Genomic DNA, 14,926 nt, shown 5'->3' on the forward strand with positions numbered 1-14,926 from the left:
ACATGTGTCCATGTATTTTGGAGATATCTCAGCTAAATCCCCAGACGATACTGAGCGAGCCGTTACGAATAATCAAAGCAAATCTTTTAAATTGATATCGTCAGGAACCCAAGACGGTTTATAGCTAACATCGATGGTCCGGCCGTGAAATTGAATTATCTGGCGCTCTTTCTTTTGCGGTTCAGATTGGTTCGTGGAAGTTGCGTAGCGAGAAACATGTAACACGTCTGAATTTCCAGCTGGGGCCGTTTTCTTTTTGTCCTTTTTGGGCGACTTATTCTCGGTTTGTCTTTTTACGAACCGGTGCAAAGTGGACTGATTAACTACAACGTTGTTAAGCGCCAAAAATTCGACAATTTTCCTTTCCGTAAAGCCTTCGTTTTTAAGCTTTAGAATATCCTCGCGAAAAGGCGCTAGCTGAGAAAGCCTCAATGAACTCTCAGCTGCATTCATTTTGATAAATTCATCAACATTCATTAGGACAATCCTTTTAATGTGCCAAATATGCACTATTAATGCTATTTAAAATCTATTTTAAGTTGTAATTATGCCATTTTATGCTTTTAAAATGCTATGGTTGCCACTTTATACTGTGCAATAGCGTGCATTAATAATGCAAATTTTACGCATTAAAATATATATCGTACGCATTATCTCAGCCCTCATTAACCTTAAAATTATGCTTAAAAGACTATATGCAGGATAGGCACTTTACGTAAATGCAAGTCGTGCCGTGTTAGTCGTGTGCGAAAAAGTTCGCATTACGCGACAAAGCGAAGCTCGTGAGGTTCACGATTAACCATGAGCAAATCCAGTAGAAGTGGCTAAATATTAAAAAGGGAGTTGAGGCAAATTTTATTTTTATGTCATGTAAATCTAATTAATTTTTTGGATATTCAAAATAATTCTTATTGCGGCCCCCCCCCCCGCGACTCAGACCGCCGAAACCGCTTAATGCGGCGCTACCACTTCTTTCCACGATAGCAATACTAACGCGCACGAGCACGGCACACGAACCGACACCGTCCAGATAAGAACCCAGCCAAAAAGCACTTATCATTGCGACCGTTGAGAGCTGGATCTCTCTGCATCGAAAGTCATAAAAGATCTCGTCTTGGCTGGGATATATATGTAGAAACTTGGAGGATCTGCAAACTAGCAAGTAAGGTAATAAATCAGTCTAACTTTCATTCCTCAACATGATCGTGCCCACCGATCCTGCCAGGCCGCCAATAACCTTCGGATGCAATACTCTCTTTTGTAAAACCTCGTTCAATTAGATGATGCCGGACAGATCGCGTATTGGAGGTCTCTGCCATCACGATAGCCATGCACGACGGCGGCAAAGTCATCCGGGCGACGTGATCGCGCAACAGATTATTAGGTCCAGGCGGAAGGTCATTTCTGAAAATCCAGTCTACACTTACACCAATGTCCAGCACAGGCACTTTCCAGCTTTCATTCTGTACCTCAAGCACTAATTGGATCTGTTGATACTGGTCTTTTGATTCCGCTATGTGGAGCGCTGCAGGCAACCCTGTTTCATCCGCACAAATCAGATAATTGGTAAAGCCTTCACGCAGCCAGCTTCGACCCCGCGGACCCTTTGCTTGCACCTTTTGACCAGACTCAGCATTGCGAGCAAATCGTGGCCCGGCTCCTTCACCATGCATTACAAAATCAATTGAAATTCTGCCCTGCTCTGTGCGATGACGAATTGTATAGTGACGTCTCCCTAATGTTCCATCTTTTAGCGGTAGCATCAAAACCAAATCCTGCCCCGGTATATAGTCAAAGGCTGCTGTGTCAAACAGCACACGTCTCATGCCTGTATGCAAATTGAAACTGTCAACTACAGTCAGTTCGTGTGTAGGTAATTCCGGGCGGCGTCGTGGCTGATCGATAATTTTATTCATTCGACTCACTCAAAGTTTCACTGAAAAACTCATTCCGCCCTTGCCGAACCCCAGCACAGAAGTCACGAATTGATGTTCAGGCCGATTAAGGTATGCGTCAAATCCAGAAGCGGCATTTTCTCGTCGTTCCTCTTCGGAAACCGGAATATTATCTGCAATCACCACGCTACCACCACCCAGGCGTGGCAATAGCATTTCCAGAATCGGCAAATAAAGCTCATTGGCGCCATCAAGGAACAACAGATCGATTTTCGGCCCATCAACGGCAAGGGTTTCCCTGGCGTCGCCTGTAAGAATGGTGGCGGCAAGTCCTGCCTCAGCCAGGTTGCGCCGGGCTTTCTCCGCCTTTTCCGGATGAAACTCTGTTCCTGTCACCCTGCCCTTATTTTCAGTTGCCGCCGCGGCAAGATACAGAGTAGAAATGCCGAACGAGGTGCCGAACTCGACAATTTCTTGCGCCTTGCACGCCACAGCCTGAGCAAATAGCCAGCGACCCTGAGTCGGGCCAATAGACAGATAATTTGTCTTATGCATTTCCGAGGTTCGAAAGTCAGGTCGTTGCGGTGACTTTCCCTTGGGTGCAGAGTTTGCTAAACGTTGTATGCGCTGCGCTTTCGCTGCATTGTGCTCCCGCTCCAGTACTGCAGCAACTTCCGGACTATTTAGTATATTCATTTTGACCTCTATTAATCGATTAGTACGACAGGGCAATCCCGTCGAGGATGTGAGATGACACAGACATTCTGGCGGTATACCCGACTGATCAACTCACTCGTCAGAACCTGCGCAGGCGAACCCTGCGCGACGATACAGCCGCTTTCGAGAAGAATGATCGAGTCAGCATGCGCCGAGGCAAGATTAAGATCATGCAGGACCACGATCACGGCTGAACCGGCTGTTGCTATACGACGTGCGGACTGCAATACCTTCTCTTGGTGGCGCAAATCCAGCGCAGCGGTGGGCTCATCCAATAGCACGATCGGCGTATCTTGTACACGGACGCGTGCAAATGTTGTTCTCGCTTTTTCACCACCGGATAAGGTCTGCGCATTACGATATGCCAAGTGTGCAATCTCAGCTTCCTCCATGGCGTGGTCGATCGACTCCTGATCTGCATCGGGAGGGAGTTCCCGAAATGCGCGCCCCATTGCGACGACTTCCTCGACACTGTATCCGAAGCGGATAGGGGCTCCTTGGGGAAAAACGGAGCGGATCTGAGCAAGTTCACGAATGGTATAGCTCTCGAGAGAACGCCCCAACAGCTCTACACTCCCATAATCCGGCGACATATCTCCGGCTAGCACAGAAAGCAGCGTAGATTTACCGGCGCCGTTGGGACCGCACAGTGCGGTAATGGTCTGCGCACCGCAAGATAAACTTACATTTTTCAATAAAGTTTTGTCCCGAATAGCTAGCGTAACGTTATCAACTTTGATCACTGCTTTTGCCCCATAAATCGGCCGCCACGTCGAATCATCCACAAAAAGAACGGTCCGCCGAGGGATGCCATGATGACGCCAATAGGGATTTCATTTGGCGGGTCCAGCGTTCTGGCGGCCAGGTCTGCCACCAGCATCAGTAACGCGCCACCTGCGGCCGAAAATGGGATCAACAATCGGTGTGACGGGCCGATCATCAACCTGAACAAATGCGGAACCACCAGTCCAACAAAGCCGATGGTGCCATTGAAGGACACAGCAGCGGCCACCAATAACGCGGTGACAAAGATCAGTTTGCGCCGGAACCGGGTGACGTCCACCCCCAAGTGCCTTGCCTGGCGCTCCCCAAGTGCGAGCAGGTCCAGCTGACCTGCCCACACCAACAACAGCCAAATACCGATAATCGTTGGCGGAATGGTGATTGCAAGCGTCAGCCATTTTGCCGAGGCCAGCGAACCCATCGACCAGAACATCAGACTTTGCAACTGCTCTGTCGTAGCCAGATAAGTCAGGTATCCTGCAATTGCACCTGAAATAGCATTGATCGCTATACCGACCAGAAGCAGCGTCGAACTATCAGCGCCGGCCCGCCCCGGCTTGGCCAACCCATAAATCAGGAAGGTCGTGCCTACCCCGGCCAAAAAGGCACCAATGGGCAAGGTCCAGATACCAAAAGTGGAGATCTGCAATACAACTACCGCAATGGCACCTAAAGACGCGCCCGAAGAGACGCCAACCAGACCAGGATCAGCCAGCGGATTTCCGAACAAACCTTGCATGGCTGCACCACAGGTCGCCAGACTCGCACCCACTACGACAGCGGTCAAACTTCGTGCCAGCCGCAAATCCCAAACAACGGCCGCATTCAGCGCTTCGTCCCGAGAGAGAGCTGACGACGAGAAGCGAGAAGCAAGTCCTGAAAGGACTTCAGTCAAACTCAAAGGGATAGCGCCGTTCGCTATCGACAACAGCAACGCCACTGTTAACGACAGAATAACCAGAAGCGCTAAATACGGTATCCGACTTTTGGGCCTGGGCGGTCGTGCAAACTGGGACGAAACACTCATTTGAAGAGCTCTTTCAAAGCAGCCGCTAGCTGTGCTGAGGCGATCCCGGAAGATGCCGCATCGGCCCGGACATGTAGTTCGCGCATGATAATCAAATTTTTATGTTCTGCAGCGGGAGTAAAAGCCAGTCCCGGGTAGTCTTCCCAAAACGAATCCATGTTTCCAAAGGAGGAAACTTCAGCCGCCGATATAATTACCACGTCAGGAGCCATTGCCATAACGCCTTCCGGTGTGATGGGCCGATAACGATCCCTGCCGATTTCAGCTGCGGCATTGAGTGCCCCGACACGCTCTATCAGGTTGTGAACTGCTGTTTTTGCTCCACCCGCCGTAAAACTGCTCCCTGCTCCCATTTTGGATGCATGCAGAATCCGGATTGGCCGCCCGTTGATCTGTGGTGCTTTGGCGTCCTGATAATCCTCTTTGATGTTTGCAATCAGTGCTGCCCCGCGCTCTTCTGCGTTCAAATGTTTTGCCATTCGCGCGACTTTGTCCACTGCGGGAAGCGTGCGATCAATCAAGTCCGTTTCAATTCCGATCGATTTGAGGCCATCAAGCAAGCGCGTGTTGATGACGGAAGATCCGATAACAAGACCAGGCCGCAATGCCGCAACACCTTCAACACCGGCCCATTCGCGCATTTTGTTCGGAGTGCCTGAAATACCCGGCAAGTCGATCGGATCTGGTCGCGCCAGTATCCGGTCCGCAGCTCCCAATGCAACCGCCACTTCGACAAGATCTGCGCCAAGCAGAACCAGATCGCGAGGCGATTTGACAGCAAGACTTTCCGGCTTATAGAGTTGCGGATATGCAGGCGCTTTGGACAGGTCAATTACCTTCGCATTTCCTGCAATAGGCAGGCAAATAACGATCAAAGCGATCAAAGCAGAACGAAACATTATCAAAATCCGGTAATAGAAGAAAATTGGGAAAATCCCTGGTCGAAATACGGTTTTCAGATGTAGTACTATGAAATCTCAGCATTCCAATATGGATGTGCGAGCGTGCGACATCAGTCCCGATTTCAAAATATTGCTTAAAACTCCATTGATACGCCTGCGTAGTATCTTCTTCCGTCAAGTGTTTTCCCGTAGGACTCACTATTCACCTTTTTGTCCAATACGTTGTACACAGCCAAATACCCGCTAACATGACGATTGAACCGGTATGTCAAACCTGTGTCCACCAGGGCATATGAAGGAATCCGATCTTCACCACCGTCTATCGTGTCGCTTTTAAATTTGAACTTTCCCCAGACACCCAGCACGTCATTCGGTTTCCAGTCCAGGCTTACGTTAAACATATGACGAGGAGTGTTGTTAAGCGGTTTCCCCATATTCTGACCACTAGTGATCTCACTATCAGAATAGGTGTAGTTTGTCGTTAATGCGACGGGTCCCAAAGGCATACCAAAGGTCGCCTCTATACCTTGCAAGGTGGCGGAATCCAGATTTGTGTATTGTTGGATGCTATATCGCGTTTGCCCGTTGTATGTGCATGATGGCGCAGCCCCTTCGGGTGTATTGCAAATATATTCTTTGTCAATCTTGTCCTTGAATCGAGTATGGTACGCCATCACGCCAAAATTGATAGATTCCGGACTGCTCCAAGCAAAGCCGACCTCGTAGTTGGTGCTGCTTTCGGGCTTAAGATCTGAGTTCCCCATGTCCCACGAACGTCCTCTGCCCGCTTGCTCAACGATGCTATCATCGGCTTGTTTCAACGTTGGTGTTTTGAAGCCCCCGCTCACGCCGCCCTTGAAGACAAGATTATCATTCCAGTGGTAAACGCCATATAAGCGTGGCGTGATGTGGTTGCCATAGTGCTCGTTTTTGTCAAAGCGTACGCCTGTAGTCAGTGAAAAATTGTCGGTCAGACTGTATTCATCCTCAGCGAAGACAGCAGCTTGCCACCTGGTCAAATTTAATGCTTTTGAGCCAGGAAAACGGTTCGCATCGTGGTCAGTTTCTTCCTGCTTGAACTCGGCACCGACCGAGACCATATGGCGATCTAGTGAAATAAGAGACTTGGTGTTAAATACCGTCGATTCGTATTTGGAAAAATTTGAATCGTTGTTGATTTTGACGTTTTCCCTTTGCAGATACGTTTTTGTTGAGTTATGGTCTCCCCATTTCCAATCATGAGTCAGCCCATAAGTAACGCGCTCATTGTCCATTCCACTGGGGGTGCCCGATTTTTCAGTGCGCACGTTGTCGGTGGTTGTACGGCCCGCTTCGAATCTAAGACTATGATTTGGATCAAGAATCCAATCCAGTCTTGCATTGTTACTCAAAATGCGCTGCTTCGCATATCCCGACTCAATTTCGTCTTCTTGACGCTGGTAGCGAGTGCCATAAACCGTTAATCCGAGCCTGTTTTTAATTAACGGTCCGCTCAAATAATATTTGCCCTGATAAGAATTGCCTGAATCCGAGTGCTGTTGGAGCGTGCCATCCAGTGTTAGGTTACCCGTCCATTCGTCCGTCACTTTTTTGGTGATCACATTAATTACACCACCTAGAGCACTGGAGCCATATAGCGATGACATGGGCCCGCGAATAACCTCAATTCGCTCAATCGCTGAAACCGGCGGTAGCCAATTGACTTGCGCACCGCCGCCAAAACCGTTGTAATATGCCTCAGATGACGCGCCCAGCGGTTTGCCGTCCTCCATAAATAAGACATAATCTTCACCCATTCCGCGAATCGTTACGTTCGTGCTTTCGAGTTTTCCTCCCGCACCGCCTTCGATGGACACACCAGGAACGTCTCCCAGCGCATCGGTGATATTCCGGTATGATTTGCCTTCCAAATTTTCTTTTGGAATAACTGTAATGGTAGCCGGGGCATCGGCCACCATCTGTTCGAAGCCCGACGCTGTCACGACGATATCGGAGAGCGTCGTAACATGATCTTCTTGCGCCTGGACAGAAAAGCTCGATAGGATAAAAATGGCCCCCGTCTGAGTGGCACGCCAAATATGGCGCATTGAAGCCTGACGACAAATAATCATTTTCGCTCACATAGAAGTATTAAAAGTGTCGTAAATTTGCATTAATTAGAAATACGACTCATTATCGTTACAATTTATATTTTTATACTATTCTATTAACCTGACCAAAACCTGACCAAGCCAAAGAGCGATAAATGATGAGTGAATGACGGTAAACCGTCAGGTTGCAAAACAAAACCGTAATTGCATGGTGCTCGGTTTTGCTTTAATAAATATCGCATCCCCTCCCGTATTGCGCAACGTGCTTCGTACAATAGCTAATCCGAGACCAGAGCCCTCGCTGTTTTCACGACCCTTACGAAAGCGTGCGAACATATCTTCCTGATTTTCAGGCGATACGCCCGCGCCCTCATCGGCTATGTCGAGGGTAACCGTTTTCCCTATAGGCTCACCCATTGTCACTATTACATCGCCAGCACCATGATAAAGAGCGTTTTCGAGAACATTTCGAATTGCCTCACGCAATAAATCCGCATTGCCTCTCACGGCTACACTCTCACTCAAATGCACTTCAATACATCTATTTGCTGCCTCGAAAAGTGGTAGCATAGTGCCCGCAGCCTCACGCGTAATTCTTGCCAGATCAGCCTGTTGGTCGCGATGTAAAGATAGTAACTGTACCCTATCTTGATGAGCTAAGACCAATAGCTGATTAACTAATTTAAGCACCTTTCCAAATTCTTGGTTCAGGTCGGACATTCCTCTTTCGTCTGAGATAATTAGTTTTTGCAAGTGAAGGTCTAGTACTGCCAACGGAGTGCGCAAGGCGTGGGCTGCATCACTCACTATGCTCTGCTCATACATATAAGCTTGGGCAAGACGATCCAGACCGTCGTTGGCTACCCGCGCAAGCGGGCGCACCTCATTAGGCAATTCGTCGAGTGGAATGCGCAATTCTGGCTGATCCGGACCGATGTTTTCTGCAAGCGCAACTGCTTTCTTAATAGGTAGCAAAGTCCATCGCAATAGAAGAAATAGCATCCCAATAACAATCAAACCAAAAGGGATAAGTAGCGCCAACCCTCGCACTATACGCTGGTGCAACAAATTGTCGATAAGCTCTCGCTCAAGATGATCATTCTTACTAACCATAAGAACGCTTCCGTCTGATAATGTTACGGGAACATTAATAATTTTCCCGCGTCCACTGCGTACAGTTGTACGGATAAGCTTGATTTCATCCTGCAGCGAACCACGGCGCAACCGTCTCGGATTTTCCAAATTTCGAGAATGCCATAGTAGATCACCATTTGAAGCATATAGCGTATAAAAAAGCTCGCTACCTGCATGTTGTGATGGGAGTTTTGTAAAGTCGCTACCCGCCTTAAACCCGGCTCCGATTTCATTCGCCGTAATCAGCATGATGCTCCGGCGCAATTGATCCCTGGTCTCATACAAGTTGATTGCCAAGGCGCAAAAAGCCAACATCAAGACAATGACCATCGAAACAAGCAGTCGATTCCTGAGGCTATGACTAAACATGAGGAGTATCTAGAACTAAACGGTACCCAATACCGCGTATCGTATCAATTCGAACGCTTGCGCCTGCAGTGTGCAATTTTCGGCGCAAACGTGATACCAGTGCCTCTATCGCATTTAACGTTACTGTTTCCTGAAGAGAATAGATACGTTCCTCTAAATGGTCCTTAATAGCGATTCGAGGCGTCGTACGCAGCAACTCTTCAAGAAGCAACAATTCTCGTTTGGCCAAAACTAAAACGTGACCATCTACCGTGACATGACGAGATTGTGGCTCGAAGGACAGATTTCCTTTTTCAAGCGTGTCAGAACCGTGCCCCGCGCGGCGCAATACAGCTCTAATACGAGCTTCCAATTCAGTCACGTCCACTGGTTTCAGTACATAATCGTCAGCGCCTGCATTCAGAACATCTATCTTACTTTCCAGAGCGTCACGTGCCGTTAAAACGATGCATGAAGGGGAACGAAGATTTGAACGTAGATTTAATAGCAATTGCAGTCCATCCATATCAGGCAGTCCAAGGTCGAGAATCATCGCATCGTAATAGGTGCTGTTAATCAACGCCTGCGCCATGCCGCCGCTATCGACGGAATCCACCACGAAACCGCGCGATTGCATATGCTCTGTCAAGAGTGACCTTAATTGCTCGTGATCTTCGATAATCAGAAGTTTCATCGCTTCTCTGTAGAAAGATTGTATCTCGTGATATTAAATCATTATTTTTAATAATAATGGTTTCGATATTCATTTAGATTACTAAGATCGTACCTGCCACCTTACAATGCCGTAAAATAGAGTTCAGCTATTCTGGAAAGGTCTAGGGGTTTTATTCTTTCCAGCTTCGATTAATTCACGAAACGCAGTCTACTATTTCGCACATTCTTTCAATATCCCTTTTGTCACATAAGTGTGTTGAGTAACAGTACCTGGTCAGGAGTCAAGACTAGAGGCCCCTCTCAGTGGACATGAATTCAAAACATAAAGTGCGCTAAAAGTAAGTTCTTGAATACGTGGCTTCATATTTTTGTTCTTTCACATGTGAAATCGTAATGGTACAGTAAGCATCCGATAAAACCACCTTGTGATCTCTTATCAAGCCTGCCAGGATAGTGTCCACTAAATATTTAAGTGGACACGATGACAGACGAATTAATCCTTGTTAAGCGCACCCGGCGCGCCTACCCGGCAACCTTCAAGGCTGAGATAGTTGCCGCGAGCCAGCAGCCTGGCGTTGCTACGGCCGGCCTGGCGTTGGCAAGCAGACTGAATGTCAACATGTTGCGGCGCTGGATCCGAAATCATGTTGATGGCCCGGGTGATTGAGGTGTTCGGCGCTTCTCACCCTTATCATGCCTATCTGTTCGCGCGGCTGTATCAATGTGTGTTCCCCGGACACTTAAGTTTTTTCAGCCGAGACAGAGTGCATACCGATACCTCGATTGGTATCCTGAGGGCTGACCGACAGCTGTTTCATGCCAACATTTACGTCTTTGAATGTGTGCTTCCAATTCAACTTGATTGAATTCCTTTAAAAGTCTAACTACGTTTTGATTTGTTGCGCATACGGATTAGATGCCGCGGGTGATTTCAGAAGCCCCTTGCACGACAGGCAATGCCGTGATAACGAGATCTTTTAAAAATGGCTCGGCCGCCACCTTAGCAATCGCGGCACCCGCCATGAATTGGTCCATCGCCTCTTTGCTTTCCCACAAGTAAAAACTCGCAAATTCCCCGGTCTCAAAGTCAGCCATCCACGTTTTACGAATCAGTCCTGGGGCATTGGAGATGACTTTGGCATAGGGATCAACGAACTTTGCAACGTATTCCTCGGGGGCAAGATCCAAGGTGTAACGAAAAATTTGAGCGTAACGCATTAAAATCTCCTGTTGAGGTTGTCGAGCAATCGCTCGATGTAGAAGGTCATAAGCAAAATGCCTTGAGCCCTCAAAATGGGTGAGTATGGACCTACTCGAAACACGCCAACTGTCTACGCCACTGTGAGATACCCATTGCCGCAGCGTCGGCGATATAAGCAGCTAGATACTACATCCGTCAATGCTGCAACTTGTCGCAATAGCCTCTGGACTATCTACTGCTGTGTCGAGCAGGGCTTTTTCGAATACCGCTACATCACGCGCGCCCGATACATACGCATTGCCATTGAAGAGAAACAATGGGACGCCATTAGCAATGGAATTTGCACTGACCTCATCATTCGCGATCTCTGAAATGATGGTCGGATTGATGAAGTCTTTCGCGACATCTGTGGCCCCAACTTCTTTGGCGAGCGATACGAGCACGTCACGATCAAATATGTCGCATCCGTCCGTGGTCGCTGCCTTATAAATGCGCTCTGTAAGTGCAAGCTTGAGAGCTTGAGAATCGATACTCTTTACTAATGCGTGGGCCAGGGTGGTATCACCAAAACGCATGGTCTCAAAGTTGTAGATCAGTCCTTCCTGAACCCCGTTTTGGCCAACAATAGCCATGAAACGCTCCACAGCTTCGCGACTAGGGAATTTTTGACTTAAGGCCGTTCTGTATTCCAACGGCTCTGCTCCCTTGGCGAGGCGATACGCCTTAAACGTGACGCTCACATCAACTTTTCCTAGAAGCGAAGCGATTGCCTTATCGAATCGGCGCTTGGCTATCCAGCACCATGGGCATACAAAATCAGACCAAACTTCAACGCTAACTTTTTTCATGGCACTTTTCCGGTGTAACACGTTAACGCTATTGCGTAAATTCTTCAAAAATACTACCAATTAGTTGGTAGTTTTACAGCTCAAAAAAAACCAACTTTTCATAGGTCGCGACGCCTATCCCAACTTTAATCTTGACTTGCAATGAGCCGTACGACTGAACCGCTCAGTAGATCTTCTTCGCGCGTTGCCCAGTTAATAAAACAGGACCCTTCCAATAAGCTCAATATAGCGAACGCCTTTTTTCTGGCTCCGTCGCCGGCAGGAATTTCCCCTTGCTCGATACCTCGTTGCAACACGCTACTTAGCCAATCTATCTGCATATCAAAAAAGACATGCGTCAGCCGTCTTAGGCCTTCGGGGAGAGCCGACATTTCTGCCGCTAGTGCACCACATAAAGGAAGCATTTCTACCTCTGCGCTAGCTCGAAATAGAGCAAAAAAAGCCTCTAGCCGCTCGATCGTAACTTCGGTTTTGGCTTCGATATTGGCTAACTCACCACGAATATTGCTAATGTACTCCTCTACAACCGCTACACCCAAATCCTCTTTCGTTGGGAAATGGTGATGAATACTCGCCTTCTTTATCCCTACATCATCCACTAAATCAGCATAACTAAATGCGGCGTAGCCTTTTGTACGCATCAGACCTGCTGCAATCCGTAACAATGCTTCGCGAGTTCCGGCTGCCATGGTCCACTCCAATCAAAATATCACCTTGCCGTCAACTTTTAAAGACTTGCTCAAATTGCAACAAGGTATTAACAATAAAAACAACCAACTAGTCGGATGTATTCTATGGGGAATGCTGAGTGCTGTCAAGTACCGCCTCCTCCGTAGCACAATTCGGCATGTCAGGTAGGAACTCTACATAAGTGCACTCTCGCCCTGACCCGAAAGAACACGTAACCTCGCGTTGGGGGCATACTCCTTTTCCTTCAATGCTACGCGCGCGTATCGGGCTCCGGTTCAAGGGAGGACGAACCCAGACCCTGACGATGCCGGGAAAGGCGCGCCTCCAAGCCCGACGAGAGGTCGTTAAAGAAAAAGCCGATATGCTCTTGACGCAAGTGCGCGGCGAGCCCGAGTGAAAGGCACTTTTGGTGAAATTAGCGATTGCCCGCTCCTAGATAGCCAGCTTTCAATGTTTCAACAACAAGCTCTACCGCGCGGGATGACTTTCGACGACTAGGATAATAGACGTGAAGTCCAGTGAACGTAGGAAACCAGTCTGTGAGGGCCCAGCTAAGTTGGCGCGTTTGAACATAAGGCTCTACCAAATCCTTGGGTACGTATGCAAGTCCAAATCCATCAAGTGCAGCATCGGTGATCTGATAGACATTGTCGAAAATCAGTTGCCCTTCGACACGCACTTGAAGTTGACGCTTGCCTTTCCTTAGCTCCCAGGGAAGCAGTGAATTTCTTGTCGGCAGTCGAAGGTTAATGCAGTTGTGCAGCATTAGTTCCTGGGGGTTCTGGGGCGCTGGCTTTGATGCAAAGTAGGCACGGGAGCCAACAATTGCCATTGTCAGATCAGGAGCAATTCGAGTAGCAATCATATCCTGCGCAATTTGATCACCTAGCCGAATTCCGATGTCATACCGGTCTGCCACGATATCGGTAAGTCCGTATGCATTTACGAGCTCGATTTTCAGTTCAGGGTACTCACGTAGCAGCGGCTGAAGACGCGGCCATACATAGGTTTTCGCCGCATGATCTGTCGTTGTAATGCGCACGGTTCCGGCAGCTCGATAGTGCGACGATCGCAATAAGTCGATCTCTGCGTCTATCTCTGCCAGCCTCGGTGCAATGGTGGAAACGAGCTGCTCGCCAGCATCCGTCAATGAAACGCTTCTGGTTGTGCGCGTCAACAACGGCATTCCTATATGTTTTTCAAGTGCCTGCACTGTACGGCTGAGGGCTGACTGCGACACACCTATCTGGGCGGCAGCGCGCGTGAAATTACGCTCTCTCGCAACAGATAAAAATGCCAAGAGGTCGTTAAGATTTTCTTTCATTCATGCTCCACGGCATAAGACCATCCCTATTTTGCCATCTTATCGCATAAATTGGTGAATGCTATAGTGACGAAATTATTGGGACATTTTAGGTGCACATCGGCCTATCCCGAATTTTTTGCAGGAGAAAACTAATGTCGCGAGTTGTTGTTATCGGTGGGAGCGGCCATATCGGCAGCTACCTTATCCCGAAATTAATCGAAGTTGGCCATGAAGTAGTAAACGTTAGCCGTGGTCAAGCAAGTGCTTACTTGAAACATTCAGCTTGGAACCATGTGGAGGAAATGACATTAGACCGAAGCGCTGAGGAACAAGCGGGGCAATTTGGCCTGCGTATTGCGGAACTCCGCCCGGATATCGTCGTTGACCTGATTTCGTTCGACCTTCCTAGCACCAGAATGCTTGTCGAAGCCCTTCGCGACAAGGTTGAACACTTCCTGCACTGCAGCACAATCTGGGTGTACGGCTATAATGCAGCGGTGCCAGCAGAAGAAACGGATCCGCTTAATCCATTCGGCGAGTACGGCATCAACAAGGCGCAGATTGAAACCTGGCTGTTGCGAGAGGCCCGACGAAATGGGTTTCCTGCTACTGTATTCCGCCCCGGCCATATCGTCGGTCCGGGCTGGGCGCCAATCAATCCAAAAGGCCACTTCAACACAGAGATATTTTCCCAGATAACTCGCAACGAAGAGATCGCACTTCCCAATCTCGGTTTAGAAACACTCCATCACGTTCACGCAAGCGATGTAGCACAAATTGTCATGCTAGCCATCGCCAATCGGGCAGTCTCCGTCGGTGAGGCATTCAATGCAGTCTCTTCCAAAGCATTGAACTTACGAGGGTACGCAGAAGCAATGTTTCGCTGGTTCGGATTCGAGCCGAAGATTCGTTTCCAACCGATCATGGAATGGCTGGAAGGCGAGTCGCTGAATGATGCCAAGTTGGCTATGGAGCATATCTCACGTAGTTCGTCGCTATCCATAGAAAAAGCACGTCGGTGCCTCGGCTATCAACCCCATTATACGAGTCTAGCTGCGATACAAGAATCGGTTTCAGCCCTGATCGTTGCAGGCACTGTTCCAGCTCCTAAGAGCTGGGAATCATATTCTAATTTTATAAGAATCTAATAGCATACAAATTTAAGACAATTCAATACTAAGCCAGGACGGTTTGAAAAATATTTATACTATACGAGTACTATTTAAATACTCCATTACAATTCAGCAAAATAAAAATATAGGTTCCTGTAATTGACTATAAGCAGGACAGGCCATTTGCGTAAAACTCAA

General features: G+C 48.2%; 16 protein-coding genes. 3 read left to right on the forward strand and 13 right to left on the reverse strand.

From position 1 onward, the window contains the following. Positions 1 to 72: 72 nt before the first annotated feature. The 9 genes from CAP48_RS14945 to CAP48_RS14985 all read right to left on the reverse strand — a co-directional run bounded on the left by CAP48_RS14945 (position 73) and on the right by CAP48_RS14985 (position 9,590). Positions 73 to 477 carry a hypothetical protein gene (locus CAP48_RS14945; RefSeq protein WP_100698096.1) on the reverse strand — a complete coding sequence of 135 codons (405 nt, stop codon included), beginning with the start codon at positions 475 to 477 and terminating at the stop codon, positions 73 to 75. Positions 478 to 1,187: 710 nt separating this feature from the next. After that, positions 1,188 to 1,916: a siderophore-interacting protein gene (locus CAP48_RS14950; protein WP_100698098.1), complete on the reverse strand. Its 729-nt coding sequence runs from the start codon at positions 1,914 to 1,916 to the stop codon at positions 1,188 to 1,190. 9 nt (positions 1,917 to 1,925) lie between these two features. After that, positions 1,926 to 2,591, reverse strand: a complete 666-nt coding sequence (locus CAP48_RS14955) for an O-methyltransferase (protein ID WP_100698100.1) — start codon at positions 2,589 to 2,591, stop codon at positions 1,926 to 1,928. An 11-nt stretch (positions 2,592 to 2,602) separates the two neighbouring features. Then, positions 2,603 to 3,307, reverse strand: coding sequence for a heme ABC transporter ATP-binding protein (locus CAP48_RS14960; protein WP_242444511.1), 705 nt, complete (start codon positions 3,305 to 3,307; stop codon positions 2,603 to 2,605). Between the two features lie 44 nt (positions 3,308 to 3,351). After that, the gene (locus CAP48_RS14965; protein ID WP_100698104.1) at positions 3,352 to 4,422 is read right to left on the reverse strand and encodes an iron ABC transporter permease; all 1,071 of its coding nucleotides are present in this window, start codon (positions 4,420 to 4,422) and stop codon (positions 3,352 to 3,354) included. Beyond that, positions 4,419 to 5,321 carry an ABC transporter substrate-binding protein gene (locus CAP48_RS14970; protein WP_100698106.1) on the reverse strand — a complete coding sequence of 301 codons (903 nt, stop codon included), beginning with the start codon at positions 5,319 to 5,321 and terminating at the stop codon, positions 4,419 to 4,421. The genes CAP48_RS14965 and CAP48_RS14970 overlap by 4 nt, the downstream gene beginning before the upstream one ends. A 137-nt stretch (positions 5,322 to 5,458) precedes the next feature. Continuing rightward, complete coding sequence (locus CAP48_RS14975; RefSeq protein WP_100698108.1) at positions 5,459 to 7,435, reverse strand: TonB-dependent receptor domain-containing protein; 1,977 nt, start codon at positions 7,433 to 7,435, stop codon at positions 5,459 to 5,461. A gap of 159 nt (positions 7,436 to 7,594) precedes the next feature. After that, positions 7,595 to 8,917: a HAMP domain-containing sensor histidine kinase gene (locus CAP48_RS14980; protein ID WP_100698110.1), complete on the reverse strand. Its 1,323-nt coding sequence runs from the start codon at positions 8,915 to 8,917 to the stop codon at positions 7,595 to 7,597. After that, complete coding sequence (locus CAP48_RS14985) at positions 8,910 to 9,590, reverse strand: response regulator transcription factor (RefSeq protein WP_100698112.1); 681 nt, start codon at positions 9,588 to 9,590, stop codon at positions 8,910 to 8,912. The genes CAP48_RS14980 and CAP48_RS14985 overlap by 8 nt, the downstream gene beginning before the upstream one ends. A gap of 462 nt (positions 9,591 to 10,052) precedes the next feature. On the opposite strand from CAP48_RS14985, the gene CAP48_RS14990 reads away from it, so the two are divergent. Beyond that, positions 10,053 to 10,238 (forward strand): transposase, encoded by a 186-nt coding sequence (locus CAP48_RS14990; RefSeq protein ID WP_100698114.1) that lies wholly within the window; start codon positions 10,053 to 10,055, stop codon positions 10,236 to 10,238. 245 nt (positions 10,239 to 10,483) lie between these two features. Here CAP48_RS14990 and CAP48_RS14995 read toward each other — a convergent pair whose 3' ends face one another. The 3 genes from CAP48_RS14995 to CAP48_RS15005 form a co-directional block, all read right to left on the reverse strand. Further along, positions 10,484 to 10,789 carry a YdhR family protein gene (locus CAP48_RS14995; protein WP_100698116.1) on the reverse strand — a complete coding sequence of 102 codons (306 nt, stop codon included), beginning with the start codon at positions 10,787 to 10,789 and terminating at the stop codon, positions 10,484 to 10,486. 162 nt (positions 10,790 to 10,951) lie between these two features. Further along, positions 10,952 to 11,620 (reverse strand): DsbA family oxidoreductase, encoded by a 669-nt coding sequence (locus CAP48_RS15000; RefSeq protein WP_100698118.1) that lies wholly within the window; start codon positions 11,618 to 11,620, stop codon positions 10,952 to 10,954. A gap of 125 nt (positions 11,621 to 11,745) precedes the next feature. Beyond that, on the reverse strand, positions 11,746 to 12,309 hold the full coding sequence (locus tag CAP48_RS15005; RefSeq protein WP_100698120.1) for a TetR/AcrR family transcriptional regulator: 564 nt from the start codon (positions 12,307 to 12,309) through the stop codon (positions 11,746 to 11,748). Between the two features lie 182 nt (positions 12,310 to 12,491). Between CAP48_RS15005 and CAP48_RS20110 the strand changes: the two genes are divergently transcribed. Next, complete coding sequence (locus CAP48_RS20110) at positions 12,492 to 12,707, forward strand: hypothetical protein (RefSeq protein ID WP_153045713.1); 216 nt, start codon at positions 12,492 to 12,494, stop codon at positions 12,705 to 12,707. A gap of 18 nt (positions 12,708 to 12,725) precedes the next feature. Here CAP48_RS20110 and CAP48_RS15010 read toward each other — a convergent pair whose 3' ends face one another. Continuing rightward, positions 12,726 to 13,634, reverse strand: coding sequence for a LysR family transcriptional regulator (locus CAP48_RS15010; RefSeq protein ID WP_100698122.1), 909 nt, complete (start codon positions 13,632 to 13,634; stop codon positions 12,726 to 12,728). 134 nt (positions 13,635 to 13,768) lie between these two features. Here CAP48_RS15010 and CAP48_RS15015 point away from each other — a divergent pair, with 134 nt between their 5' ends. Continuing rightward, complete coding sequence (locus CAP48_RS15015; RefSeq protein ID WP_100698124.1) at positions 13,769 to 14,764, forward strand: NAD(P)-dependent oxidoreductase; 996 nt, start codon at positions 13,769 to 13,771, stop codon at positions 14,762 to 14,764. The last annotated feature ends 162 nt before the right edge of the window (positions 14,765 to 14,926 follow it).

The sequence above is a fragment of the Advenella sp. S44 genome (assembly GCF_002810445.1).
Classification (GTDB): Bacteria; Pseudomonadota; Gammaproteobacteria; order Burkholderiales; family Burkholderiaceae_B; genus Advenella.

What these genes read in the sequence shown, in the direction of transcription:
- CAP48_RS14945 (WP_100698096.1), bottom strand. Translation starts at nt 477, where the DNA reads ATGAATGTTGATGAATTTATCAAAATGAATGCAGCTGAGAGTTCATTG.
- CAP48_RS14950 (WP_100698098.1), bottom strand. Translation starts at nt 1,916, where the DNA reads ATGAATAAAATTATCGATCAGCCACGACGCCGCCCGGAATTACCTACA.
- CAP48_RS14955 (WP_100698100.1), bottom strand. Translation starts at nt 2,591, where the DNA reads ATGAATATACTAAATAGTCCGGAAGTTGCTGCAGTACTGGAGCGGGAG.
- CAP48_RS14965 (WP_100698104.1), bottom strand. Translation starts at nt 4,422, where the DNA reads ATGAGTGTTTCGTCCCAGTTTGCACGACCGCCCAGGCCCAAAAGTCGG.
- CAP48_RS14970 (WP_100698106.1), bottom strand. Translation starts at nt 5,321, where the DNA reads ATGTTTCGTTCTGCTTTGATCGCTTTGATCGTTATTTGCCTGCCTATT.
- CAP48_RS14975 (WP_100698108.1), bottom strand. Translation starts at nt 7,435, where the DNA reads ATGATTATTTGTCGTCAGGCTTCAATGCGCCATATTTGGCGTGCCACT.
- CAP48_RS14980 (WP_100698110.1), bottom strand. Translation starts at nt 8,917, where the DNA reads ATGTTTAGTCATAGCCTCAGGAATCGACTGCTTGTTTCGATGGTCATT.
- CAP48_RS14985 (WP_100698112.1), bottom strand. Translation starts at nt 9,590, where the DNA reads ATGAAACTTCTGATTATCGAAGATCACGAGCAATTAAGGTCACTCTTG.
- CAP48_RS14990 (WP_100698114.1), top strand. Translation starts at nt 10,053, where the DNA reads ATGACAGACGAATTAATCCTTGTTAAGCGCACCCGGCGCGCCTACCCG.
- CAP48_RS14995 (WP_100698116.1), bottom strand. Translation starts at nt 10,789, where the DNA reads ATGCGTTACGCTCAAATTTTTCGTTACACCTTGGATCTTGCCCCCGAG.
- CAP48_RS15000 (WP_100698118.1), bottom strand. Translation starts at nt 11,620, where the DNA reads ATGAAAAAAGTTAGCGTTGAAGTTTGGTCTGATTTTGTATGCCCATGG.
- CAP48_RS15005 (WP_100698120.1), bottom strand. Translation starts at nt 12,309, where the DNA reads ATGGCAGCCGGAACTCGCGAAGCATTGTTACGGATTGCAGCAGGTCTG.
- CAP48_RS15010 (WP_100698122.1), bottom strand. Translation starts at nt 13,634, where the DNA reads ATGAAAGAAAATCTTAACGACCTCTTGGCATTTTTATCTGTTGCGAGA.
- CAP48_RS15015 (WP_100698124.1), top strand. Translation starts at nt 13,769, where the DNA reads ATGTCGCGAGTTGTTGTTATCGGTGGGAGCGGCCATATCGGCAGCTAC.